The following is a 22,612-nucleotide window of genomic DNA, read 5'->3' on the forward strand; positions in this document are numbered from 1 at the left end:
GGCCGGCGGGGCAGCGCTTCGACGGGTCAGTGCGGGGTGGCCGGTGTGACGTGCCGTTCGGGGGTGTGGGCCGTCGTCCAGTCCACGATCTGTACGGCCGCCCCGGCGGCCTCCTGGCCGCGGCAGCCGGCGTGGTGGCGGCGGGCGATGGCGTCCAGGTCGAGGTGTCGGCCGAAGGCGGGGAGGGCGGCCAGCCGGCGGGCGTAGGACCACAGGCGTCGGTGGCCGGCGATGCGCTGCACGGCCGCGGCGTCGAGGTGCCAGCGGTGGACGGTGTCGAGTTGGACCAGGGTCACCCACAACTGGACGTCCGCGGTGGTGAGTTCGTCACCCAGCAGGTAGGGGCGGTCGGCCAGTCGTCGCTCCAGTGAGGCGAGCGTGCCGAGCAGGGTGCCCAGGGCGGCCTCGTAGCCGGGGTGGTCGCTGCCGAGGCCACCGGCGTGTTGGGCGGCCTGGTTGAGGTCCTGCTCACAGCGGCGCGCCAGGGCGTCGATGGCGTCGCGGGCGTGGTCCGGGTACAGGGCCGGTCCGCGGGTGCCGAACCGCTCCGCGAGGTCGCGGAGGATGTCCGGGGCGTGGGTGCTGACGATGCGTCCGGTCCAGTCGTCGCTGAGCACCGGGGCGGTGGCCGGTCCACGGTACTGGTGCGCGCTGGCCTCGTAGAGGGGGCGCAGCGCGGCGTAGCCGCACTCGGGGGCGTCGGGGACGGCGGGCAGTGGCGTCACCGGGAGGGTGTCGTCGAGGTCGAGCAGGCTGTGGGTGATGGCGATGCCCAGACAGTGCGGACAGGAGGGCGAGAGGTAGAGGCGGTAGCGGTGGGGGACGGGGTAGTGACCGCTGCGCATGTCGGAGCCGATGCGGCCCCGGAAGGCCGGCGCGGTGGCGGTGGCGGCGGACGTCTCGGCGGCGGATGCGTCCGAGGCGGAGGTGGAGGTCATACGAGTCCCTGGGTGCGAGGTCCGGTGCGTGGGCGTACGGGCGGGCACTTGGCGGCGGGCGCGTACGGGCGTGGACGGACGTCCGCACGGTGGCGCCGGGCACGGGCCGGGGCCCGCGAGGGTGGCGCGGCGTCGGAGAACCGGGGCGTGGGCGCCCCGCGGGAGGACTATGCGGCGCTGCAGACGCGCAGCAGATCGATGTGTCGGCGTGAGGTGAGGAGGGGAAGCGGCCGGCCCGCGCGTACCGCGCGGTCGCCGTCCTGCTGTGCGTGCCCCATGGATTCCCACCCGTTCGCTAGGGTTCCCGCCTTCGAGTGTCGAGGCGGTACCGGCCGGCGTCAAGGGTGGTGCGCCGGCGCGGTTCCGGTGGTGAACCGCGCGACGCATGCCCCGCGCGACGAACACCCACGCCCTCTGCGCTTCCCACCCGCCCCGCAGGACGGGCCGATCCGGGCCGAAGCCCGACGCCTCCACCTCTCCCCCTCGGGGATAATGCCGGCATGCGGATTTCAGCCAGAGCGGATTACGCGGTGCGCGCCGCGCTGCAACTCGCGCACGCCCGGGACGGGCGCCCGCTCAAGGCGGAGGCCATCGCCGATGCCCAGGACATCCCGCACAAGTTCCTGGAGGGCATCCTCAACGACATGCGGCGGGGCGGGCTGGTCCTCAGCCAGCGCGGCGGGAACGGCGGCTACCGGCTCGCCAAGGCGCCGGAGGAGATCAGCGTCGCCGATGTGATCAGGGTCGTGGACGGGCCGCTGGTGTCCGTACGGGGCGTGCGGCCGCCGGAGTTGTCGTACACCGGACCCGCCGAGTCCCTGCTGCCGCTGTGGGTGGCGCTGCGGGCCAACGTCCGCCAGATCCTCGACGGCGTCTCGCTGGCCGATGTGGCGTCGGCCGAACTCCCCAGCCGAGTCTCGGCACTGACCGAGGACCCGGCTTCGTGGACGAACCCGTGACGCGCACGCGCATCGGAACCCGGTGACGCGCACCCGTATCGCAAACCGGTGAAGCGAATCGGTGACGCGAAAACCACCGCCGGACCTCGCGTACGCGTCCGGAATGCGACCCTGATCCGTCCACCCCTCGAACACACCTTGCTCGGAGCGAAGTTCAGGTCGCATCATGCAGTCGTTCTAATTCCCTACTAATCCAGTGGGAAAACTGGGAAATCCTGACCGGTGCGGCCCCGCAGTCCGGTGCGCAGCCCGGTTCCAGCCGAGGAGGACGGTGAACGGCGCCATGCCGAAGAGGTCCGCAACACGCCCCGCCGCCCCGCAGGCCATCGCCCCGGCGGAAGACGAGATCTGGCCGCGCGTCACCCGTGAACTCGCCGACGACCTCGCCGTCGACGCGCTGGTCCGCGACCGGGCCGGCAAGCCGCCCTTCGACGAGTTGTCGCGGCTGCGCGAGGCCGGGCTACCGGCCCTGCTGACCCCGCCCGGCCCGCTCCGCGGCGGCAGCGACTGGCGCACCGCCTGCGGGGTCGTCCGTGAGATCGCGGCGGCCGACAGCTCCATCGGCGAACTCCTCGCCCGCCACTACGCCCTCTCCTGGAGCGCCCGCTTCTTCGGCACCCCGGACCAGGCCGACGCGCTCGAACGCCGGGTGGCGCAAGAGCAGTGGCTGCTGGCCGGCGACGCCGGCAACCCGGCGAGCGACGCCGAACCGCCCGCCCCGGGCACCGCCCCCGACCTCACCCTCACCCCGGACGGTCGCGGCCATCTGCTGCACGGGCGGCGGTCGTTCGCGGCCGGGGTCACCGTCGCCGACCGCCTGGTCGTCGGCGCCGCCTGTGCCGAGACCGGCGACTGGCTGATCGCGCTGGTCGACCCGGCCCACCCCGGCGTCACCACCGACCCGGCGCACGACCGTCTGGGCCAGCGGCTCACCGGTGCCGGCAGCGTCGCCTTCGACGCCGTGCCGGTACCGCCCGAGCAGATCCTCGGCACCGTCTCGCACGACGAGCAGCACGTCACCCCGTACGCCACCCTGGCACCGCTGACGCTGCGGCTGGCTCTCGTCCACGTCGCGCTGGGCATCGCCGAAGGGGCGCTCGCCGAGGCCCGCGACCTCAACCGCGCCGCCCCGCGCACCTGGCAGGCCGAGGACGCCGTCCCGGCCCCGTATGCCGAGCGGCCCGGCGGCGACCCCTACCTGCTGCTCGCGTACGGCGAACTGGTCGCCGCCGCGCACACCGCCGCGGCCGTGGTGGAGCCGGCCACCGAGGCACTGGCCAGGGGTCTGCTGATGGGCCAGGAGCTGGGCGTCAACGAGCGCGCCGACATCGCGGTGCTGGTCGCCGCGGCCGAGGCGGTCACCGGCCAGTCCGCGCTGCAGATCACCACCCGCATCCTGGAGTTGACCGCCACCGCCGACGCCGCCGGCGGCGACCCGGGCTTCGACCGGTTCTGGCGCAACGCCCGCGTACTGACCGCCCAGCGCTCGTCCGCGCACAGCCTCCGGGCCATCGGCGACCACTACCTCAACGGAGCACATCCGCCGCTGACCCTGCGGATCTGAGGGTCAGCGGCGGATAGCGGGCGGCGGGTGGCTCAGACGGCGGCCAGCATGCTCCGGCCGAGCCAGTCCGCGGAGTCCCGTACGCCGGGCAGCGCGAAGAAGTACCCGCCGCCGGTCGGCGAGATGTAGTCCACCAGGGGCTCGTCGATCAGCCGCTCCTGGGTGACCTCGAACTGGCGGAGGACGTCCTGCTGGTAGCAGCAGAAGGCCAGCCCCATGTCCAGGTTGCCGACGTTGTCGACGCCCCGGTCGTAGTTGTAGCCGCGGCGCAGGATGCGGGAGTCGTCGGTCTTGGCGGTCCGCGGGTTGGCGAGCCGGATGTGGGAGTCCAGCGGGATCGCGGTGCCGTGCGGGTCCTTGTGGTACGCGGGCACGTCGAACTCGCCCGCGCCGTCCAGCGGGGCACCGGTGTCCTTGCGGCGGCCGAACATCTTCTCCTGCTCCGCCAGCGAGACCCGGTCCCAGAACTCCACCAGCATCCGGATGATCCGGATGACCTGGTAGCTGCCGCCGGTGGCCCAGGCGGGCTCACCGTGGCCGTCGCCGACCCACACCAGACGGTCCATCTCGCGCCCCGACTCCACGTCGGGGTTGGCTATCCCGTCCTTGAAGCCGAGCAGGTTGCGCTGGGTGCCGCTGGGCCGGGGCGCGTTCTGGAAGCCGTCGATGCGCCACTTGATCTGCATCCCGCCGCGGGTGTGCCGGGCGATGTCGCGCAGCGCGTGCAGCACGGTGTCCTGGCGCTCCGCGCAGATCTGCAGCGACAGGTCGCCATGGCACTCGGCGGCCTGGAGGTTGTCGTTGGGGAAGGTCCGCATCGGGCCGAGCTTGCGCGGCTTGGCCTTCGCCAGACCGAAGCGGCCGTCGAAGAGCGAGGCGCCCACGCCCACCGTGACGGTCAGCGCGTCGGCGGGGACCACCGGCCCGAGGATGCCGTTGTCGGACGGCGGGGCCCCGACGCCGAGGTCCTGCGGGGCGCCGCCGGCGGTCAGGAAGCGGGCCCGCTCGGTGATGGTCCGCAGCAGGTCGGTGAGTTCCTTGCGGTTCTCCGCGATGACGTTCAGGGAGACGAAGGCGGCAGCGGCGGGCTGCGGGGTGAGGATGCCCGCCTGGTGGACGCCGTGGAACGGCACCTTCCCGGCGTCGGCGGTGTCGGCGGCCCGTGCCGTACCGGCGTTGCTCTGGCTCAGCGCGAAGCCGCCGCCGGCCAGCACCGCACCGGCCGCGCCGGCACCCAGCGCGGTCTTCACGAACGAGCGCCGGTCGGCGGGACAGCGGCCCTGCGGACCGGGCGTTTCGGCGGACATCTCGTGGTTCCCTTCGGAGCGTGCGTGGGGTGGTGCGGTGTGACTCGGGGTGGGGCGGGTGGTGCGGTGGCCGTTCGGGCGGGACGCCCGGTGGGTCCGGCGGGGTGCGCTCGGACGCACCGGGCGTCCCGGCCGCGGGCGGGTCAGGCGGACTTGCGGATCTCCAGGAGGTCCGGCACCGGCGCCAGGTGCTCCAGCAGCTGCCCAGTGATCCCGTTCAGCCGCTGGCGGGCGGTGGCGTCGAGCTTCTCGACCGGCGTCCACGTCCCGTCGTGGTGGGCGTCGTCGAGCAGCTTCTGCATCCGGGCGATGTCGCTCTCGATGGACGTCAGCAGCTGCGGCTCGCGCTTGGCGATCAGCGGGCGCAGGACGTCGAGGAGCTCCCGGGTGCCCGTGAGGTTGGCGTCGGCGGTGGCGAGGTTGCTGCCGCTGCCCTGGTCGGTGTCGCCGGTCAGCTCGAACTGGAGGGTGTTTTCCAGGATCTCGTGGGTCCGCAGCGGCAGGTCACCGGGGTCGAAGTCCTGGGTGGGGAACGCCTTGCGCAGTCCCACCACATCGTCGTGCAGCTGCTGGGCCGGTCCGCTCAGTTCGTCGGCGGACGCGCCGTGCCACAGCCCGTACTCGATCCGGTGGAAGCCGGCGAAGTCCTTGTCGTGCACGCCGCCCGGGAGCCCGTCGACCCGCCCGTTGATCTTCTTGTCGAAGTCCTCGAACGTGCCGTAGGCGGCGCCCAGCGAGGAGTAGGTGCGGTGCGCGGTGAGCCAGTCCGTCCGCGCGCTGTCCAGGTCGCCGCCGGCGAGGTCGTCGCTGAGCTTCTGGGTCTGGCCGGTCAGCGTGGCCAGCCCCTGGTCGACGTACTGCTTGTAGGCGCGCAGCGGCCCGGCGAGGTCCTCCTCCGAGACCGGGATGACGGCCTTGGTGCCGCCCCCGCCGCTGACCTGTACGGCGGCCGAGGTGACCGGCTTGCCGCCGGTGGGGACGCAGCGCCAGGCGTACGAACCACCGGCGATGGTGGCGACCAGGTCGCGGGTGGTGCCGGGGGCCAGGCCCTCGATCTCGCCGTAGACCGCGTTGGTCGCGGGGTCGACGAGGTACACCTCGGAGGTCTTGTCACCGGTGTTCTGCATCTGGAAGGTCTGGCGCCCCGGCTTGGGCGGGGTGAAGCCCTTGCCGCACTCCTTCTCGGACACCGCGATGGTCGGCGCCCCGGCCGGCTTGGACTTGCCGAAGGCGACGATCCCGCCCGCGACGACGGCGGGCACGGCGACCACGGCGACCGGCAGCAGCCACGCGGGCCGCTTCCGCCCCCCGCCGGCCGGCGCCGCCACCGGCTCCGCATCCGCCGGAGACGCAGGCTCGGACCCCGGCTCGGACCCCGATTCAGACGCCGATTCGGACGCCGGCTTCGACTCGGGCTCCGTCTCCGGCTCCGGGGCGTCCGTCCCATCAGCCGGACCCTCCGCCGAGGCTTCCGCCACGGCCCCGTCCTTCTCGACGACGACCTTCTCCTCGACCGCGTCGACCGCCTCGCCCGTCTCGGACGCCTTGACCGCCGCCGCGTTGACCGCCGCCGGCTTGTCCGCCTTGTCCTCCGCCACCCGCTGCGCCGGTGCCGGCTTCGCCGTGGCCCGTATTCCGCGGACGAACAGCGTCATCACGATGACGAGGTATGCCGCGTACCCGAGGACCTGGAGCCAGGTCATCGCCGGCATGAGGTTGAACACGCCCTGGACCAGGGTGGTGTACCAGGCGTTGGGGTCGATGCTCTGACCGAGGTCGAAGGCGAACGCGGCCTTGCCGGGCAGGACCCCGCCTTCCTGGAGGTCCCGCAGGCCGTAGCCCAGGACACCGGCGGCGATGACGATGAGCACGGCACCGGTCGCGGTGAAGAACTTGGTGAGGTTGATCTTGAGCACCCGGCGGTAGAGGCCCCAGCAGAGCCCCGCCGCGATGACCAACCCGATCCCGGCGCCGATCATCGGCCCGACGGATTCGCCCGCCGCCCGCGCCGTGGTCCACAGGAACAGCGCGGTCTCCAGCCCCTCACGGCCCACGGCCAGGAAGGAGGTGACGATCAGCATGCCCGAGCCCATGGCGAGCGCCCCGGTGACCTTCTCCTTGATCTCACCGGAGAGGCTGCGCGCGGAGCGGCGCATCCAGAACACCATCGCGGTGACGAACGCGACCGCGATGACGCTCAGCGTGCCGCCGAAAGCTTCCTGCGCGGTGGCCGAGAGCGAGGCGGCGGTGAAGGTGAGGACCGCGCCGAAGCTCATGGCCACTGCGATCGCGGCCAGTACACCGGTCCACACCTGCGGCAGACGGGACTTGGCCCCGGCCCGGACAAGTGTGGCGACGAGGATCGAAACGATGAGTCCGCCTTCTAGACCTTCTCTCAACCCGATCAAGAAGCTCGGAAACGCGTCGTCCCACATAGTTGTCCTCTCCGGCCCGCAACCGCACCGGTATGCCTTACCTCAGTTAGCGAAGGCATACCTTAGTCAGGCGGTCCGAAGATGTCTACATCCCTGTAGTCACATAGTCACGAGGGGATAACAACCCTAGCCAGCGCCCCGCACGGACCGGACACGGGGTCCCCACTCCGCCGCCCCCGCCTCGGCGCACCCCCAGCCACCCCACACCCTGTCGTGACCGCCACCCTCTCCACGCGTTCTCCAGGCATGAACAACACGCACATCCCCAACACAACGGACAATTCAGCTAATTCGCGCACGCGAGCCGGCATCCTCCGACGCACCGGCCCCATCCGCCGCACCCTCCTGTCCCCCCTCGTCACCGCGACCCTCACCCTGGCCACCCTCGCCGCGGCGGGTCCGGCACACGCCGACGGCGGCACCATGCCCCACGTCAGCGGCAGGGGCCTGGTCACCGCCTACCAGGCACTCGGCTACGACACCGCGGTCCAACTCAGAGACGGTCGGGGCGCCAGACGCCACGTGCTGTGGCCCAGCAACTGGAAGGTCTGCGACCAATACCCCCGCCCAGGCACCCCACTGCCGCACCGAGCGATCACCCTCACCGTGGTCAAGACCCGCGAGTCCTGCGGCGACGGTCGATAGAACGCGAGCCCCCGGTCGACGCCGCGGCATGACGGACTTCCGGCGGAACACCCTCATCCCGCCGAACGAGCCACCCCCGACGCCGATGTGATGACACATCAGGACTCAGATCCGGTACCCCCTGACCCCTGGATCCCTGCCCCCGGATTCCCAAAGCCAGTGGCCGTGCAGCAGCCACCCCACGCGCACAGGCCCCGCCACCGAGGTCGCCGATCAGCACGACCGTCAGCACGACGATCGGCGTGGCGATCGGCGTGGCGACCGGCCCACCGGGGATCCGCTCACCACGGACGGCGAAGCAGCCGCAGGGGACACGCGCGGGCTCGCACGCACGAGAGCCCGGGGTCAACAACCCCGGGCTCCGTCGCTTCCGCTCATCGTGAACAACACAGTCCCCGGGAGTCCGCATCGCCACCATCTACCTCAGTCGTCGCTGGGGCTCCGGTTCGCGGGGCTTCCGGGGGCCTAGCCAGGGCCACGTCAAGGGTCTCCTGTCAACAAACGTCTTTGTCAACGGTGCGGCTCTCCGGTTTTCTGGTTAATGTCCAGTTTCCTCCCGTTTTGCCCATAGTCAAGAGCTGAGCCGAACGAGAGCGGAAATAACCGTCGCGGCAGGTCGGCGCGCGGTGCTGCACATCAAGAGCGCATAAAGATTGCCGGGATGCGGCAATGTGCGACGACCCGGCCACGTGTGACGATCATCCCCGTTCAGGCGGAATGAGCGAGTGCGGGAGGGCTGCACATGGCCTGGTTTCTTGGTCTCGGCATCGGCGGGATCGTCGTACTCGCCCTGTCGTTGATCTTCGACGGGCTGCTGGCGGGGCTGTTCGGCGGCGTGCTGGACGGGCTCTTCGACGGGCTGTTGTCCCTGCCGGTCATCGCCGGGTTCCTGTCGATGTTCGGGTTCGCCGGCGCGATCGTGTGGGGCGGCACCGGGCTGGGCGCCGGTCCGGCCATCGGTGCCGGACTGGTCGCCGGGGTCGTGGCCGGGGGCGCCACCTGGCGGTTCAGCCGGGCGCTGATGCGCGACCGGACCGACCCGCCACCGCGCCGCGAGGACCTGGTGGGCACCGCCGGTTCGGTGGTGACCGCCATCCCCGCCGACGGGTACGGCGAGGTGCTGCTGCGGCTCGCCGGTCACCCCGTGAAGCTGTCGGCCAGGAGCGCGGTCCCGGTGGCCCGCGGCGCCGAGATCTGGGTGGAGGCTTCCCTCTCGTCCACCTCGGTGGCGGTCCGTCCCGTCGAACGCTGAGCGGGGGCGGGGCCTGGCCCCGACGCTGATGCGGGCCCGGCCCCGCCCCTACACACCCCGGACCCGGCACACCCGCCGCCGGGCCGGTCATGCACACCATCACCTTGATCTGCCTACCCCCAGGAAGGCAGGGGGGATTCGTTATGAGTTCAGTCATTGTCGCCGTGATAGGCGCCGTCGTCCTCGTCGTGTTGCTCGCCCTGGTAGTGATCACGCGCTACAAGGTCGCCGGGCCGAACGAGGCGTTCATCATCACCGGCCGCCGCGGCAAGATGTCCACCGACCCGGAGACCGGCCAGGTCAGCGTCGACAACAGCGGCCAGAAGGTCGTCGTCGGAGGCGGCGTCTTCGTGATCCCGTTCGTCCAGCAGCGCTTCTCGCTGGACCTGTCCAGCCGGCACCTGCCGGTGGCGGTGCGCGGCGCCGTCACCCTGCGCGGCGTGAAGGCCAACCTCGACGGGGTCGCGATCGTCAAGGTGGGCGGCAGCGAGGACGCCATCCGGGCCGCGGCGCAGCGCTTCCTCCAGCAACAGGACGGCATCGTCGGCTTCACCCAGGAGGTGCTCTCGGGCGCGCTGCGGGCCATCGTCGGCCGGATGGCGGTCGAGGACATCATCCGCGACCGGGCCGCGTTCGCCGGGCAGGTCGCCGAGGAGGCGGAGGCCAGCCTGTCCGGGCAGGGCCTGATCCTGGACGCGTTCCAGATCCAGGACATCACCACCGAGGGCTCGTACCTGGAGGACCTGGGCCGGCCGGAGGCCGCGCGGGCCCGCCAGGAGGCGGACATCGCGGAGGCCAACGCCAAGCGCGTGTCGGAGCAGGCGCGGCTGAAGGCCGCCGAGGAGATCGCGGTCGCGGAGCGGACGCTCTACCTCAAGCAGGCCGAGATCCGGGTCGAGACCGAGGCCGCTTCCGCCAAGGCGAACGCGGCCGGCCCGCTGGCCGAGGCCGCGCGCCAGCAGGAGGTCCTCTCCGAGCAGGAGAAGGTCGCCGAGCGACAGGCCGCGCTCACCGACCGGGAGCTGGACACCAAGGTCCGCAAGCCCGCGGACGCCGCCCGGTACCAGGCCGAGCAGGAGGCCGAGGCCCGCCGGATCGCGCAGGTCAAGGAGGCCGAGGCGGACGCCGAGCGGGCCCGGCTGACGGGTGAGGGCGAGAAGCTCCGCCGCGCCGCGCTCGCCGAAGCGGTCCGGCTGGAGGGCGAGTCGGAGGCCGCCGCGCTCGCCTCGAAGGGGGCCGCGGAGGCCGGCGCGATGCACAAGAAGGCCGACGCCTTCGCCCGCTACGGCGATGCGGCCGTGCTCCAGATGCTGGTGGAGGTCCTTCCCCAGGTCGTCGCGAAGGCGTCCGAACCGCTGGGCGCCGTGGACAAGCTGACGGTGATCTCCACCGACGGCGCCGGGCAGTTGCCCCGCACGGTGGCGAACAACGTCGCCCAGGGCGTGGAACTCCTCGGGTCGGTCTCGGGGGTGGATCTGGCCGGCCTGCTGAAGCGGGTGACCGGGGGCACCGATGGTCCGACCGGGACCGGCGGCGCGGCTCCCGCCCCCGCGACGGCCACGTCCGCTGCGGCTGCGAACGGCAGGATCGAGGTCACCGACTGACCCTGCACATAAGAAAGTTGACGCCCGCGCTCCGACAGGAGCGCGGGCGTCGCTGCGCGCACCGGAACATCGCGTTCCAGGGTGCGGCGCTCGGATCAGCGGCGGCCGCCTCCACGGCCGCTCACGGCGGCGCCGCCACTGATGTAGGTACCGGCCTGCTGGCTGGCCCGGTCCACCCTCTTGTGGTTGTCGATGAAGACGTTGGTGATGCACCCACCATCCGTGGGCGGGAGCAGCAGGCTGAACGACGGCATGCACCGAATGTCCTGATCGAACAGCAATCCCTCGCCCCAGCCCCCCTTCGCGCTGGCCGTGCCTGCCGCTGACAGCAGCAGCGCACCGGCCCCAAGGGCTCCCGCGGCCACACGCATTGCCTTACCCACGACGGAACTTCCTTCCTGTCCGGCCCCGACCGTGCGCCGGGTTCACCGCGGTAACGACACGACAACCAAGAGATCACGCAGCGTTACTCCATCGCGGTGGTGGCACCGCCGGATTCACCCGTATCCACGAGGACGGCGCCGTCCGTCTTGCCGACACCCACCAACCACGCAGTCGCCGGGCGGGGCCGCCCGACAATCGCCGACGAGGCGTCAAAGGGCGTTGCGGACCATGATGGCCGCCGCGCTCTCCCAGGGCTCTCGCCGCCCGAGTACTGCCGCTTCGTTCCACCGGACCGGCGAGGAACTGCTCGGCCGCGCTTCCCGCCTGCACGATGCGCCGCCCCCGCACACCGTACTTTCACGAACACCTCTGTTCGCAGAACCTCGCCCGGCGCTACCTTTGGCGACGCACTGGGCCGGAACTCCCGTTCCCCCCAAGCCAATTCGAGACGAGGTGCTCATGCGGAAGGCACGATCGTTCCTGGCGCTGCTCGTAGCGTTGCCCGTGCTGGGACTGAACTCGCCACACGCCCTCGCGGCCGCCCCACAGCCCCGAACACCGGCCCGGACACCGGCCCAGACACGCGCCGACTGCCCGAACACCATGATCTTCGAGGTCGGCGGCCACCTGGATCGCGATGCCGCGGTCTACGACCCGAGCAACGCCAGCCTCCCCGAGGGTGTGTCGTTCACGAAGATCCACTACTCGGCGTCGATCGCCCCGTATCCCGGCGACACCGTGACGCTGGACGACTCGGTGGCCGAGGGCATCACCAAACTCGACGCGGCGGTCAAGGAGTTCCACGGCGCCTGCACCGCCAGTCACCTCACCATCGCCGGTTACTCGCAGGGCGCGCTCGTCGCCGGCGACGAGCTGGCCGCCCTCTCCGGCAGCAACGCCGTCCCGCACGACCAGCTCAACGGCGTGCTCTACGGAGACCCCCGGCGACCCGGTGCGAACGGCGGCCCGGGCGGCATCGAGACCAACCTGCCGACGATCCTGCCGGGCATGACCATGAGGGGGCCGCGCGGCTTCGGCGATCTGACGGTCAAGGAGCTCTGCAACACCAACGACGGCATCTGCTACTCCGAGAACGTGCTCACCAACCTGGCCTGCTTCGTCAACGGCGTGGTCGGCTACTTCACCGGCGACCACGGCTACGCCATCAACCCCCATGCCGTCTCCGGCGGCGGCGACCAGCTCAACCGCCAGGCACCGAAGGTCCCGGTCTGCGGCCCGGGGCTGCGGATCCCGCGCAGGACATCGCACACGCTGCTCAACGGCGCCCCCGCCACAGGCCGGCAGCAGCTGGCCGGGCACCGCGCGGCGGTCGGGTCGCTGCTGCCCGCCGACCTCCGGAACCGGCTGGCGCAGTTCCCCCGGCTCCCCGCGGCCGGCTAGCCGGTCAGCCGAGGAGCCGTACCGCGAGACGGACGAGCGGTTCTTCCAACGCGTGCAGGCCCGTTACGTCGTCGGCGACCAGACGCACCGTCACCATGTGCGCGGCGGCCGCGACCAGCGCCTCACAGCCGAAGCGCCGCTCGTCCGGATCGTCCTCGTCCCCCGCCGGAAAGATCTCGGCGAGGGCGTCGGCGAACCGGCACTGCCACTCCATACGGCGGGCCGTCGCCGCCGGCCCGGCCGCATACACCTCGACGAGGAACAGCCGGGCGAAGGCCGACCGTTCGGCGAGGGCGTGGAGATAGCGGCGCAGCAGTCGGCGGAAGATCTCCTCCGGGGTGGGCTGCGGAGGGGACGGCATCGCCCGCGGGGAGTCCGCCGGCGGCTGCTGCCAGGCGGCCTCCAGCAGGCCCATCAGCTGGTGCGTGGCGGCGTCCAGGGCCTGGACGAAGCAGTCCTCCTTGGAGCGGAACTGCTGGTAGAACGTCTCCCGCGACACCCCGGCGCGCCGGATGATGTCCGCGACAGAGGTCCCCGCGTACCCCTTCTCCTTCATCACCTCCGCGGTGGCGGTCAGCATCCGCACCCGCTGCGACGCCACCACCTCGTCACGGCTGAGGTGGTGGCGGCCGCTGGGCAACCGCTCGGGCCGGGCGGCGTTCCGCCGGGACTCGGTCACTCTCGCCTCCACGTGGCGTCGGTTCGGGCGCACGGCGCCGGCCGGCGATCACCGCGGGCCGACATCCGATAGTGCCCGACGCGCGGCGGAAGCTCGACCTCCGGCGGTCGGTCGCACCATGGAGCGCCTCCGCGGGCCGCGGACCAGCACGATCGTCGACGGCCCGCCCCGCTCCCCCGCAACCGCTCGCCTGGACGGCCCACACCCCTCATGTGTTAAGAAGTGTTAAGAAAGCGTCAAGAAGAAGCCAAAAGGAACACACCGAGGGGTGGGGGACGCGTGACGGGGCGGGAGCTGCCCGAGGAGTTCGTGGACGGGTATGCGGGGGTCCTCGGGGACGTCGCGCACACCGGGCGCCGACTCAATCGCCAGGAGCTCCAGGCGCGGCGCGCCGCGGGGGAACGGGCCGCCGAGGCCGGGCACAGCCTGCGGGCGCTGGTCAACGCGCACCTCGCGGTCACCCGGGCGTCCTGGCCGCGGACCGCGTCGGCGCCGACCGACAGCGTGCTGGCGGCGCTGGCCCAGGCGGTGGACGCGCTGGCCGGCGGCTACGAACGGGCGCAGCACCTCGCGGTGCGCCAGGAGGAGGCCGCGCGCCGGGAGTTCATCGACGACCTGCTGTACGGGGGCAGCGACCTGGGCCGGCTGGCGGAGCGGGCGGAACGTTTCGGGCTGCGGCTCTCGCATGCCCATGCGGTCGCGGTGGCCGAGGGGTCCGTGGCGTACTCGGAGGCCGACCCGGTGGCCCGGCGGGTGCAACAGGCGCTGGTGGGCCGGTTCGGGGACCGGCAGATGCTGCTGACCACGAAGGAGGGCCGGCTGATCTGCATCGCCCCGGGCGATCCGGCGGAGGTGCTGGCGTACTTCGCGCGGCAGGCGCATGCCGCCACCCGGGGCCGGGTGGCGGTGGGCCGGACGCACGGCGGCGCCGGGGGCATCGTCCAGTCCTACGAGGAGGCGCTCAACGCGCTGGAGCTGGCCGAGCGGATGGGGCTCGGCGATCCCGTGCTGCACGCCGCCGACCTGCTGGTCTACCCGGTCCTCACCCGGGACCGGCAGGCCATGGCCGACCTGGTGCGCAGCACGCTGGGGCCGCTGCAGGAGGCGCGCGGTGGGGCCGGGCCGCTGCTGGAGACACTGGCGGTGTACTTCGACGCGGGGTGCGTCGCGGCGGAGGCGGCCCGGCGCCTGTCGCTGAGCGTGCGGGCGCTGACCTACCGCCTGGCGCGGGTGCACCAGCTCACCGGCGCGGATCCGGCCGATCCGGTGCACCGGTACACCTTGCACACCGCCGTGATCGGCGCCCGGCTGTTGGATTGGCCCGCGCAGGAGCTGTGACCGCGGTCGCGGCGGGCGGCGGCGGGAGAACCGCGCCGGCATGGCCGCGCCCGGCCGGGCCGCCGCTGTGGGCGGTGGTCCGGCCGGGCGCGGGGGATGCGGGCCCGGGGGTCACCCGGTTCAGGCCGCGCCCTGCTCCTTGCGGCGCCGGAGCGCGAAGAAGGTGCCGGTGGCGCCGGCCGCGACCGCGGCGGCGGCGATGCCGACGGGCAGGACCGGGAAGCCGGACTGGTCGTCGACGGCGGCGGTGTTCTGCATCGCGGCGCCCTGGGTGATGCTGGTCCGGACCGGCTTGACCGGGCGGATCGGGCCGACGGACTTGACCGAGCCGTCGGCGTTCAGCAGCACCTGCTTGTTGTTGGGGTGCCGGAAGTCGAACATCGAGGTCAGCGCGCCGGCGCGGGCGTCGAAGGAGGCGTCGCCGATCCGACCGAGGTGCCAGTTGTCCTCGATGAACTTGATCACCGAGGTCTGCTCGGTGGCGGTGTGGTCGATGTGGTTGGTCTTGCTGTACGGGGAGACGACCAGCAGCGGCTGACGGGTGCCCGGGCCACAGCGGTCCTGGTAGCCGCCGGCGGCCGCCGGGCCGGACTGGCAGGCCGGGCTGTCGGTGGACTTGCCGTTGGCGTCGGTCGAGGAGTCCTTGGAGCCGTTGCGCGGCTTGGCGAAGGCGTGGTCGTACCAGCCGTCGGAGTCGTCGTAGGCGACGACCACGGCGGTGTCCTTCCACTGCGGCGCCTGCTGGATGTGGTTGATCTGGTCGACGAGGAAGTGCTGTTCGTCGAGCGGGTCGGAGTTGCCGGCGTGGCCGTCCTGGTAGGCGGGGGCCTTGAGGAAGCTGATGGCCGGCAGCTTGCCGGCGCGCAGCGCGGCGTCGAAGTCGGTCAGGTCGTAGTTGTGGTTGGCCTGGCCGGCGTGGCCGATCTCGTCGACGCTCTTGGGCGGCAGGTGGTGCGGGTTGGCCGTGGACTTGTAGTACTGGAACGGGGCGTGGTGCGGGCTGTAGTCGACGACCGCGGCGCCCCCGACGTTGGTGTGGGTGGTGCCGCGGCACTGGGCGTAGTGGCCCTGCTTGCCGTCCCACGGGGCGCTGGGCCGGAAGCCGCCCTGGAACCATCCCCAGCTGACGTTGCGGGTGTTGAGCAGGTCACCGATGTTGCGGCCCTGCATCGCGGCGAGCGCGTTCTTGCTGGAGTGGTCCTTGCCCGAGCAGTCGTCGAACGCCGGGTCCGGGTCGTTGATCATCGTGCCGACGCCCTTGGCGTCGGGCGACTGGACGGCGTAACCGTCCGGCTTGGCGGTCTGCTTGGGGTTCTCGGTGCCCGAGGTCGGGTCGGTGGAGATCACCCCGTGGGTCTGACCGGAGACCAGGTTGATCGCGCCCGGGGAGGACGGGCCGTAGACCGAGCCGAAGGAGCGGTCGTTGAGGGCGTAGTGCTGGGCGTAGTTCCACAGGCCGGTGACGGTGTTGCCGTCGTAGTAGTCCATCACCAGTCCGGGCTCGCCGAAGAGGCCGCCGGAGCACTTGCCGGAGTCGGTGTTCTGGACGAACTTGTCGGCCTTGCCTGCGTTGTAGGCGTACTGCTCGGGGCCGTACTCGTGGTTCTGGTCGCAGGTCATGGCCTGCTGCGGGGTGAGCCGCTTGGGGAGGTACTGGTTCGGGTTGTGCTTGAGCAGCCCGGCGGTGCGCAGGTTGTCGACGTCCCGGGGGGTCTTCGGGGACGGGGTGAACTTCGTCCCGTCGGTGTTCGCGGCCTTGGGGTAGGTGGCGAAGTAGTGGTCGAACGAGATGTTCTCGTCGAAGATGACGACCACGTGCTTGATGGGGGTGGCGGTCCCGGGGGTGCCGGGGTGCGGACCGCCGGCGGCCAGGGCGGGTGCGCCGCCGCCCAGCGCGGCGAGTGCCACGGCTCCGGTGACGGCCCCCAGGGTCCGTATCACGTGCGTCTTTCCCCTCATGGCCATCTGGTTCTCATCCTCCGGGCGGGTCGCGGTTGCTCCGTACGGCCGGATGCTCTGCCGGGCGAACGGCGGCGGGGCAGAGCCATCATGGCGCGAAGGTGAACACCGGGTCAGGTATCCCAGGGCAAAGCTTGACCGTCTGTTGACCGATGAGGTCAACGACCCGATCGTGCCTCCGTTATTACGCGAGCGGTGGGCGACCCGCCAGGTGGCGGGCCACGGCCGCTACGCCAGGAGCGCCCGGCCGTACCAGTCGGCCCGGTCCCGTACGCCCGGCAGCGCGAAGAAGTAGCCGCCGCCGAACGGCTTGATGTAGTCCGTCAGCGGCTCGCCCGCCAGGCGGTGTTGGACGGTCTCGAACTGGCGGGCAAGGTCCTGCTGGTAGCAGCAGAAGAGCAGGCCCATGTCGAGGTTGCCGTTGGCGTCCATGCCGCGGTCGTAGTTGTAGGCGCGGCGCAGCAGGCGCTGGTCGGCGGTGTCCGCGGTGCGCGGGTTGGCCTTGCGGATGTGGCTGTCCAGGGGGATGACGTCGCCCTTGGGGTCGCCGGGGTAGTCGGGGGTGTCGTGCTCGTCGTTGCCGTCGAGCGGGGCACCGGTCTCCCGGGTGCGGCCGAACATCCGCTCCTGCTCGGTCAGCGAGACCCGGTCCCAGAACTCCACCAGCATCCGGATCAGCCGGACGACCTGATAGCTGCCGCCGACTGCCCAGTCCGGTTCGCCCATGCCCGCCTCGACCCAGACCAGGCGCCGCATCTCGCGGCTCGATCCGGGGTCGGGGTTGGCGGTGCCGTCCTTGAAGCCGAAGAGGTTGCGGGCGGTGCCGGTGGGGCGGGGCGGGCTGGCGAAGCCGTCCAGCCGCCAGCGGACCTGGAGGGCGCCGCGGGTGTGGCGGGTCAGGTCGCGCAGCGCGTGCAGCACGGTGTCGGTGTCGTCGGCGCACAGTTGGAGGCTCAGGTCGCCGTGGCACCAGTCGGACCGGAGGTCGTCGTCGGGGAAGGCGGGCATGGTGGTGAGGCGGCGCGGCGCGCGGGTGCGCAGCCCGAACCGGTCGTCGAAGAGCGTCGCGCCGACGCCGACGGTGACCGACAGCGCCCCGGCCGGGAGTTGGGGGCCGAGGATGCCGGAGTCGGCGGGCGGGCCGGTGACGCCGAGCGGGTCCGGGACGCCGCCGCCGGTCAGGAAGCGGGCCCGTTCGGTGAGGGTGCGCAGCAGGTCGGCCAGGTCCGCGCGGCCGTCGGCGGTGACGTCGCAGGCGACGAACGCGGTGACCCGGTGGGGCGCGGTGAGGACGGCGGCCTGGTGCGGCCCGTGGAAGGGGGCGGCGGGCGCGGGGCCGCCGAGCGGTCCGGTGCCGGGCAGCGGGAGCTGCGGGCCGGTGCCGTCGGCGTACGGGGCCCGGGCGGGCGCGGCGCCGGCCGCAAGTCCGGCTCCGCCGGCCACGAATCCGCCGGCGCCGCCGGCCACGAGTCCGCCGGCGCCGGCCAGCGCCGCGCCGCGCAGGAAGCCGCGCCGACCGACGCGGGTCCGCCGCGTGCCCTCCGTACCGTCGTCGCCGCCGTGCTGGGCGTCGTTCACACCGTCCTCCGCGGATCGCACAGGGTGGCCACCGAGGCCAGCCGTTCCACCAGGTCACCCACCGCCGCGTTGGTCCGCTGCCGTTCGGCGCGGCTCAGCGCGTCGAGCGGGGTCCAGCGGCCGTCCCGCCGGAAGCCGTCGAGCAGTCGCCCGGTGCGGTCCAACCCGCTTTCCAGCCGCGGGAGTTCCGGGTAGCGGGTGGTCAGCAGGGGGCGCAGCCGGACGAGCACGGCGCGGGTGCCGTCGAGGTTGGCGCGGGCGGTGGCGAGGTTGCTGCCGCTGCCGTAGTCGGTGCGGCCGGTCAGCTCGAACTGCGCGGTGTTCTCCAGGATCTCGTGCGCGCGCAGGCCGAGCGCCGCCGGGTCCATGCGGTCCTGGGCCCACTCCTCGCGCAGGGCGCGCACCGTCTCGGCGAGCGCGGCGGCCGGGGCGCGCAGCCCGGCGGCGGACTCGCCGTGCCACAGGCCGTACTCGACGCGGTGGAAGCCGGTGAACCCGGGATCGTGGACGCCGCCCGCGAGTCCGGCGGTGGTCCCGTTGATCTTCTGGTCCGCGTCGCCGAACTCGCCGTAGGCGGCGCCCAGCCGCTCGTAGGTCAGATGGGCGGGCAGCCAGGCGGTGCGGGCGGCGGCCAGGTCGCCGTCGGTGACCGCCGCGCGCAGGGCGTCGGTCTGCCGGACGAGGTCGTCGAGGCCGCCGGCGACCCATTTCTGGTAGTCGATCGCCGGGTCGATCAGGTCGTGCTGGGTGACCGGCGCGGCGGCCGGGCCGGCGGGTCCGCCGCCGGTGACGCGGACGGTGGGCCCGGTGGTCGCGTTGGCGTCGTCGGGCAGACAGGTGAAGGCGTACGCGCCGGGGCCGAGGCGGACCCGCAACTGGCGGGTGGTGCCGGGGCCGATGCCCTCCACCTCGCCGTAGACCGGGCCGCCGCCGGCACCGCGGAGGTAGACCTCGGCGGCGCCGCTGGAACTGTTGCGGAGGTCGAAGACCTGGGTGCCGGAGTGCGGGTGCTGCCAGCCGCGTCCGCAGTCGCCCGGGGAGATCTCGACGGTGGTGTGCGGGAGGCCGTCCGCGGTGGCCGCGGTGTCCGGTCCGGCGCCGGCGGTCAGGGCGACCGCGGTGACCGCTCCGGCCACGATGACGGCGCCGCCGGGACCCCAGACGCGCGGCGAACGAAGCCGCCGCAGGCCGGCTCGTGGCACGGGTCCTCCTGGGGCGTACGGAAAGGGCGTTGGCTCGCGGGAAGGACCTGCGGCCTCCCCGTCGCACATGCTAGGCAGACGCGGCGCCGCCGAACATCCTTCCGACGGTCTGGACACCAAGAGTTTCCCGCGCCTTCACCATCCCGTCGGGCGGTGACCGTGGCCGGGCGGCCGGCCGTCCCCGAGGTCCGTCGCCGGGAGGGGTGAACCTTCCGCCCACCATGACCGTCTACAGTCCTGTAGACATTTCTGGGTGACGACCGTGCGCCAGCCGTGCGCCGGAAGGGCGGAACATGACGATCGGACAGCCGGACAGCGCGGCGGTGGCGACACCCCCGGCCCGGGGGCGACGCCCCGGCGCCGCTCCGCTCCGGAGCAAGGTCCCCGAGGTCACGGCGCTGTTCTGGGTGGTGAAGATCCTCACCACCGGCATGGGCGAGACCGCCTCGGACTACCTCGGCCGGACACTGGGGCCGATACCCGCCGGCGCCCTGGGCTTCACGGCGTTCGCGATCCTGATGGTGGCGCAGTTCCGATCGCCCCGCTACCGGGCCGGGCTCTACTGGTCGACGATCGTCATGGTGAGCGTCTTCGGGACGATGGCCGCCGACGTCGTCCACGTCATCGTCGGCGTCCCCTACCTCGTCTCCACCCTCGCCTTCTCGGTGGCACTGGCCGTCATCCTGCTCGCCTGGTACGCCTCCGAGGGCACGCTCGCCCTGCACAGCGTCCGCACCCGCCGCCGGGAGACCTTCTACTGGGCCACCGTGCTCACCACCTTCGCCCTGGGCACCGCGGCCGGCGACCTCACCGCCGGCACCCTGGGCCTGGGGTATCTGACCTCGGGCATCGTCTTCGGCGCGCTGATCCTGGTGCCGGCGCTGGCCGGGCGGTTCCTCGGGCTGAACGCGGTCGCCGCGTTCTGGGGCGCCTACATCCTGACCCGCCCGCTCGGGGCCTCGTTCGCCGACTGGATGGGCGTCCCGGCCACCCGCGGCGGCCTCGACTGGGGCACCGGGCCGGTCACCCTCGCGCTGACCGTGCCCATCGCCCTGCTCATCGGCTATCTCGCGGTGACCGGCAAGGACACGCCCGCGGACGGGCCGGCCGAGGGCGGTCCCGGAGCGGCGGTACCGGTCGCGGGCTGAGCGACGGCGGTCGGCCTGAGCGGACGGGGGCCGGGCGCGCGTCGCGCTCCGGCCGACGGCTACCGGATCGCGACCAGCACGCAGCTGTCGCCGAACTGCCACACCGGGACGACGTGCGCGAAGCCGGCCGCGCGCAGCAGGGCGGCGTGGTCGGACACCGACAGGCCGTTGTCCGCGCCGCCGTCGTCCCCGCCGGTGACGGGTGCGCTCAGCCGGCGGCGGCGCTCGGCGAGCGACTCGGCCAGCTCCGGTTCCGAGGCCACCGCCGCCCACCAGGACGCCCAGTCCTCGTGGTCGCCGTCCCGCTGTCGCTCGGCGCGCCGGCGTCCGACATGGGCGGCGAGCGCGCCGGCGACGGCCCCGGGCTGCGGGAGGTGATCGCCGTTGACGAGGGCGCCGCCGGGGCGCAGCAGGGCGGCGAGTTGGACATAGGTGCGGCGCAGGACGGGCTCGGGGAGGTAGTGCAGCGCGGTGGTGGAGACCGCGGCGTCGAGCGGGCGCCCCAGCGCCATCGCCTCGGTCCAGCCGTCCGCGCCGATCACGGCATCGACGTAGCGAGCGGCCGAGGAGTGATGGGTGCGGGCCAGTTCCAGCAGCAGCGGGTCCATGTCCACGCCGACGACCTCGGCGCGCGGCAGCCGGTCCGCGAGCCGGGCGGCGAGCGAGCCCGGGCCGCAGCCGAGATCGACCACCAGCGGGCGCCGCTGACCGGCCGTCACATACTCGACGACGTCGGCGATCACCGTGAACCGCTCCTCGCGGTCGATGGCGTAGCGCCGCTGCTGGCGCTCCCAGCGCTCCACCCACCACTCCGCGACGGCCATGCTCAGCCCCATCTGGTCGCACCACCCCTGCCGTTTTCCCTGTGCCGCACGGTCACCCACGAGGCTACAGGTGGAAACGGTTTCCATTAGCCATAAGGCGCCCCTTTCACTCCGGAGAGGCACCGCCCGACACGGAACGGGCTCACAGCGGCACGAAGCGGGCGCGGAACGGCACTCATGTCAGCGAAGCGAGCACGGCGAGCAACCGGTCGATCTCCTCAGGGGTGTTGTAGACGTGCAGGCTGACCCGTACGGAACTGGTCCGCTCCCCCGCGCCCGCCTGGCAGTGGCCGTCCGTGCGCACCATGAAGCCATGGCTGAAGAGGATGAACCCGAGGTCGCTCGCGCCGATGTCGCGGTGCCGGAAGGTGACGATCCCGCAGCGCTGCTGGACGGGTGCCTCGGCGGCCAGACTGCGCTGACAGCCCAGGACTTCGTAGGCGTCGAGATGGCGCAGACCGTCCGACAGGCGGGCGGCCAGGGCCACCGTCCAGCGCCCGATCCGGTCGGTGCCGGCGGCCTCCAGCCAGTCCAGCGCGGCCGCCAGGCTCGCGATCCCGGTGGTGTTGGGGCTGCCCCGCCAGCCGCCCGGCCGCAGCTCCGGGCCGCGGGTCTGCCGGGCCCACAGCGCCCCGGAGCCGGGCAGCGCCAGCGCCTTGTGGCCGGAGAACACCACGAAGTCCACGTCGAGTTCGGCGACCGAGACCGGCAGATGGCCGACGCTCTGCGCGGCGTCCAGGCAGATCGGCACCGCCGGCCCGACCGCCCGGCGGATGAGGTGGACGTTCATGTTGCCGCCGTAGACGTGATGGACGTGGGTGGCGGCCACGAACCGGGTCCGGGGGCCGACGAGCCGGGCCAGCGCCGCCGGGTCGTAGTCCCCGGACGAGGTCTGGTACGGCATCTCCCGCACCCGGATCCGCACGCCCTGCCGGTCCAGCAGGCGCTGCGCCTCCAGCCACGGGACGAGATTGGCCTCGTGGTCGGCGAACGGGACGACGATCTCGTCCCCGTCGGCCAGGAGTTCCGCCAGCCAGTCCCGGGCGACCAGACGCAGCCCCTCGGTGGTCCCGCTGGTGAAGTGGACCGCCGAGCGCTCCGGATCCGGGTCGCCGAGGAAGCTCTTGACCCGGTCGCGGACCCGTTCCACCAGCGCGGTGGAGGAGTTGGCCCAGGGGTAGGAACCGCGGCCGGCGTTGGCGTGCGCGTCGGTCAACTGGCCCTGTACGGCGTCCAGTACGGCCTGTGGCTTCTGCCCGGTGGCCGCACTGTCCAGGTACGCCAGCTCCGGATGGGCGGCGAGGAGCGGGAACTGGGCGCGCAGCGCGCGCTGCCACGGCCCCCACTCCGTGAAGAGCGCGGCGCCCTGGCCGTGCGCGGCGATCGAGGCCACCG

18 protein-coding genes are annotated in these 22,612 nt (G+C 72.7%); 8 read left to right on the forward strand and 10 right to left on the reverse strand.

What is annotated here, in order from left to right; translation table 11 throughout:
* Positions 1 to 26 precede the first annotated feature (26 nt).
* The gene (locus tag MOV08_RS04540) at positions 27 to 938 is read right to left on the reverse strand and encodes a glutathione S-transferase C-terminal domain-containing protein (protein WP_275306392.1); all 912 of its coding nucleotides are present in this window, start codon (positions 936 to 938) and stop codon (positions 27 to 29) included.
* A 500-nt stretch (positions 939 to 1,438) separates the two neighbouring features.
* Here MOV08_RS04540 and MOV08_RS04545 point away from each other — a divergent pair, with 500 nt between their 5' ends.
* Together MOV08_RS04545 and MOV08_RS04550 are read left to right on the forward strand one after the other, a co-directional pair.
* Positions 1,439 to 1,897: an RrF2 family transcriptional regulator gene (locus MOV08_RS04545; protein ID WP_039629685.1), complete on the forward strand. Its 459-nt coding sequence runs from the start codon at positions 1,439 to 1,441 to the stop codon at positions 1,895 to 1,897.
* A gap of 283 nt (positions 1,898 to 2,180) precedes the next feature.
* Complete coding sequence (locus MOV08_RS04550; RefSeq protein WP_275306393.1) at positions 2,181 to 3,461, forward strand: acyl-CoA dehydrogenase family protein; 1,281 nt, start codon at positions 2,181 to 2,183, stop codon at positions 3,459 to 3,461.
* 32 nt (positions 3,462 to 3,493) lie between these two features.
* Here the strand turns inward: MOV08_RS04550 and efeB (MOV08_RS04555) are convergent, their stop codons facing one another.
* On the reverse strand, positions 3,494 to 4,768 hold the full coding sequence (gene efeB / locus MOV08_RS04555; RefSeq protein ID WP_275306394.1) for an iron uptake transporter deferrochelatase/peroxidase subunit: 1,275 nt from the start codon (positions 4,766 to 4,768) through the stop codon (positions 3,494 to 3,496).
* A gap of 143 nt (positions 4,769 to 4,911) precedes the next feature.
* Positions 4,912 to 7,203 (reverse strand): iron uptake transporter permease EfeU, encoded by a 2,292-nt coding sequence (efeU, locus tag MOV08_RS04560; protein WP_275306395.1) that lies wholly within the window; start codon positions 7,201 to 7,203, stop codon positions 4,912 to 4,914.
* Between the two features lie 246 nt (positions 7,204 to 7,449).
* On the opposite strand from efeU, the gene MOV08_RS04565 reads away from it, so the two are divergent.
* The 3 genes from MOV08_RS04565 to MOV08_RS04575 all read left to right on the forward strand — a co-directional run bounded on the left by MOV08_RS04565 (position 7,450) and on the right by MOV08_RS04575 (position 10,704).
* On the forward strand, positions 7,450 to 7,848 hold the full coding sequence (locus MOV08_RS04565; RefSeq protein WP_275306397.1) for a hypothetical protein: 399 nt from the start codon (positions 7,450 to 7,452) through the stop codon (positions 7,846 to 7,848).
* A 742-nt stretch (positions 7,849 to 8,590) separates the two neighbouring features.
* Positions 8,591 to 9,100 carry a hypothetical protein gene (locus MOV08_RS04570; RefSeq protein WP_275306399.1) on the forward strand — a complete coding sequence of 170 codons (510 nt, stop codon included), beginning with the start codon at positions 8,591 to 8,593 and terminating at the stop codon, positions 9,098 to 9,100.
* 143 nt (positions 9,101 to 9,243) lie between these two features.
* The gene (locus MOV08_RS04575) at positions 9,244 to 10,704 is read left to right on the forward strand and encodes a flotillin family protein (protein WP_275306401.1); all 1,461 of its coding nucleotides are present in this window, start codon (positions 9,244 to 9,246) and stop codon (positions 10,702 to 10,704) included.
* Positions 10,705 to 10,799: 95 nt separating this feature from the next.
* Here MOV08_RS04575 and MOV08_RS04580 read toward each other — a convergent pair whose 3' ends face one another.
* The gene (locus tag MOV08_RS04580; protein WP_239009944.1) at positions 10,800 to 10,958 is read right to left on the reverse strand and encodes a hypothetical protein; all 159 of its coding nucleotides are present in this window, start codon (positions 10,956 to 10,958) and stop codon (positions 10,800 to 10,802) included.
* Positions 10,959 to 11,547: 589 nt separating this feature from the next.
* On the opposite strand from MOV08_RS04580, the gene MOV08_RS04585 reads away from it, so the two are divergent.
* Entirely contained in the window at positions 11,548 to 12,489 is a 942-nt protein-coding gene (locus MOV08_RS04585; RefSeq protein ID WP_275306403.1) for a PE-PPE domain-containing protein, read from the forward strand.
* A 4-nt stretch (positions 12,490 to 12,493) separates the two neighbouring features.
* On the opposite strand, the gene MOV08_RS04590 is transcribed toward MOV08_RS04585, so the two are convergent.
* Positions 12,494 to 13,168 (reverse strand): TetR/AcrR family transcriptional regulator, encoded by a 675-nt coding sequence (locus MOV08_RS04590; protein ID WP_052286512.1) that lies wholly within the window; start codon positions 13,166 to 13,168, stop codon positions 12,494 to 12,496.
* Between the two features lie 279 nt (positions 13,169 to 13,447).
* On the opposite strand from MOV08_RS04590, the gene MOV08_RS04595 reads away from it, so the two are divergent.
* Positions 13,448 to 14,506 (forward strand): PucR family transcriptional regulator, encoded by a 1,059-nt coding sequence (locus MOV08_RS04595; protein WP_275306404.1) that lies wholly within the window; start codon positions 13,448 to 13,450, stop codon positions 14,504 to 14,506.
* Positions 14,507 to 14,626: 120 nt separating this feature from the next.
* Here the strand turns inward: MOV08_RS04595 and MOV08_RS04600 are convergent, their stop codons facing one another.
* The 3 genes from MOV08_RS04600 to MOV08_RS04610 all read right to left on the reverse strand — a co-directional run bounded on the left by MOV08_RS04600 (position 14,627) and on the right by MOV08_RS04610 (position 19,245).
* Positions 14,627 to 16,471: a phospholipase C gene (locus MOV08_RS04600; protein WP_039629696.1), complete on the reverse strand. Its 1,845-nt coding sequence runs from the start codon at positions 16,469 to 16,471 to the stop codon at positions 14,627 to 14,629.
* 222 nt (positions 16,472 to 16,693) lie between these two features.
* On the reverse strand, positions 16,694 to 18,043 hold the full coding sequence (gene efeB, locus MOV08_RS04605; RefSeq protein WP_275306406.1) for an iron uptake transporter deferrochelatase/peroxidase subunit: 1,350 nt from the start codon (positions 18,041 to 18,043) through the stop codon (positions 16,694 to 16,696).
* Positions 18,040 to 19,245, reverse strand: a complete 1,206-nt coding sequence (locus MOV08_RS04610) for an EfeM/EfeO family lipoprotein (RefSeq protein ID WP_275306407.1) — start codon at positions 19,243 to 19,245, stop codon at positions 18,040 to 18,042. Before MOV08_RS04610 ends, efeB (MOV08_RS04605) begins: the two co-directional genes overlap by 4 nt.
* Before the next feature lie 293 nt (positions 19,246 to 19,538).
* On the opposite strand from MOV08_RS04610, the gene MOV08_RS04615 reads away from it, so the two are divergent.
* Entirely contained in the window at positions 19,539 to 20,393 is an 855-nt protein-coding gene (locus tag MOV08_RS04615; RefSeq protein ID WP_275306408.1) for a COG4705 family protein, read from the forward strand.
* A gap of 59 nt (positions 20,394 to 20,452) precedes the next feature.
* On the opposite strand, the gene MOV08_RS04620 is transcribed toward MOV08_RS04615, so the two are convergent.
* Together MOV08_RS04620 and MOV08_RS04625 are read right to left on the reverse strand one after the other, a co-directional pair.
* Positions 20,453 to 21,229, reverse strand: coding sequence for a class I SAM-dependent methyltransferase (locus tag MOV08_RS04620; protein ID WP_039629700.1), 777 nt, complete (start codon positions 21,227 to 21,229; stop codon positions 20,453 to 20,455).
* 163 nt (positions 21,230 to 21,392) lie between these two features.
* Positions 21,393 to 22,610, reverse strand: a complete 1,218-nt coding sequence (locus MOV08_RS04625) for an aminotransferase class V-fold PLP-dependent enzyme (RefSeq protein WP_275306410.1) — start codon at positions 22,608 to 22,610, stop codon at positions 21,393 to 21,395.
* Positions 22,611 to 22,612 lie beyond the last annotated feature (2 nt).

It is taken from the genome of Streptomyces yunnanensis (assembly GCF_029011865.1).
GTDB lineage: Bacteria > Actinomycetota > Actinomycetes > Streptomycetales > Streptomycetaceae > Streptomyces > Streptomyces yunnanensis.

Coding starts and splice junctions, on each gene's coding strand:
- MOV08_RS04550 (WP_275306393.1), top strand. CDS start 2,181: ATGCCGAAGAGGTCCGCAACACGCCCCGCCGCCCCGCAGGCCATCGCC.
- MOV08_RS04540 (WP_275306392.1), bottom strand. CDS start 938: ATGACCTCCACCTCCGCCTCGGACGCATCCGCCGCCGAGACGTCCGCC.
- MOV08_RS04580 (WP_239009944.1), bottom strand. CDS start 10,958: ATGCCGTCGTTCAGCCTGCTGCTCCCGCCCACGGATGGTGGGTGCATC.
- MOV08_RS04565 (WP_275306397.1), top strand. CDS start 7,450: ATGAACAACACGCACATCCCCAACACAACGGACAATTCAGCTAATTCG.
- MOV08_RS04620 (WP_039629700.1), bottom strand. CDS start 21,229: ATGGGGCTGAGCATGGCCGTCGCGGAGTGGTGGGTGGAGCGCTGGGAG.
- MOV08_RS04600 (WP_039629696.1), bottom strand. CDS start 16,471: ATGGCCATGAGGGGAAAGACGCACGTGATACGGACCCTGGGGGCCGTC.
- MOV08_RS04570 (WP_275306399.1), top strand. CDS start 8,591: ATGGCCTGGTTTCTTGGTCTCGGCATCGGCGGGATCGTCGTACTCGCC.
- MOV08_RS04545 (WP_039629685.1), top strand. CDS start 1,439: ATGCGGATTTCAGCCAGAGCGGATTACGCGGTGCGCGCCGCGCTGCAA.
- MOV08_RS04575 (WP_275306401.1), top strand. CDS start 9,244: ATGAGTTCAGTCATTGTCGCCGTGATAGGCGCCGTCGTCCTCGTCGTG.
- MOV08_RS04615 (WP_275306408.1), top strand. CDS start 19,539: ATGACGATCGGACAGCCGGACAGCGCGGCGGTGGCGACACCCCCGGCC.
- MOV08_RS04585 (WP_275306403.1), top strand. CDS start 11,548: ATGCGGAAGGCACGATCGTTCCTGGCGCTGCTCGTAGCGTTGCCCGTG.
- efeU (WP_275306395.1), bottom strand. CDS start 7,203: ATGTGGGACGACGCGTTTCCGAGCTTCTTGATCGGGTTGAGAGAAGGT.
- efeB (WP_275306394.1), bottom strand. CDS start 4,768: ATGTCCGCCGAAACGCCCGGTCCGCAGGGCCGCTGTCCCGCCGACCGG.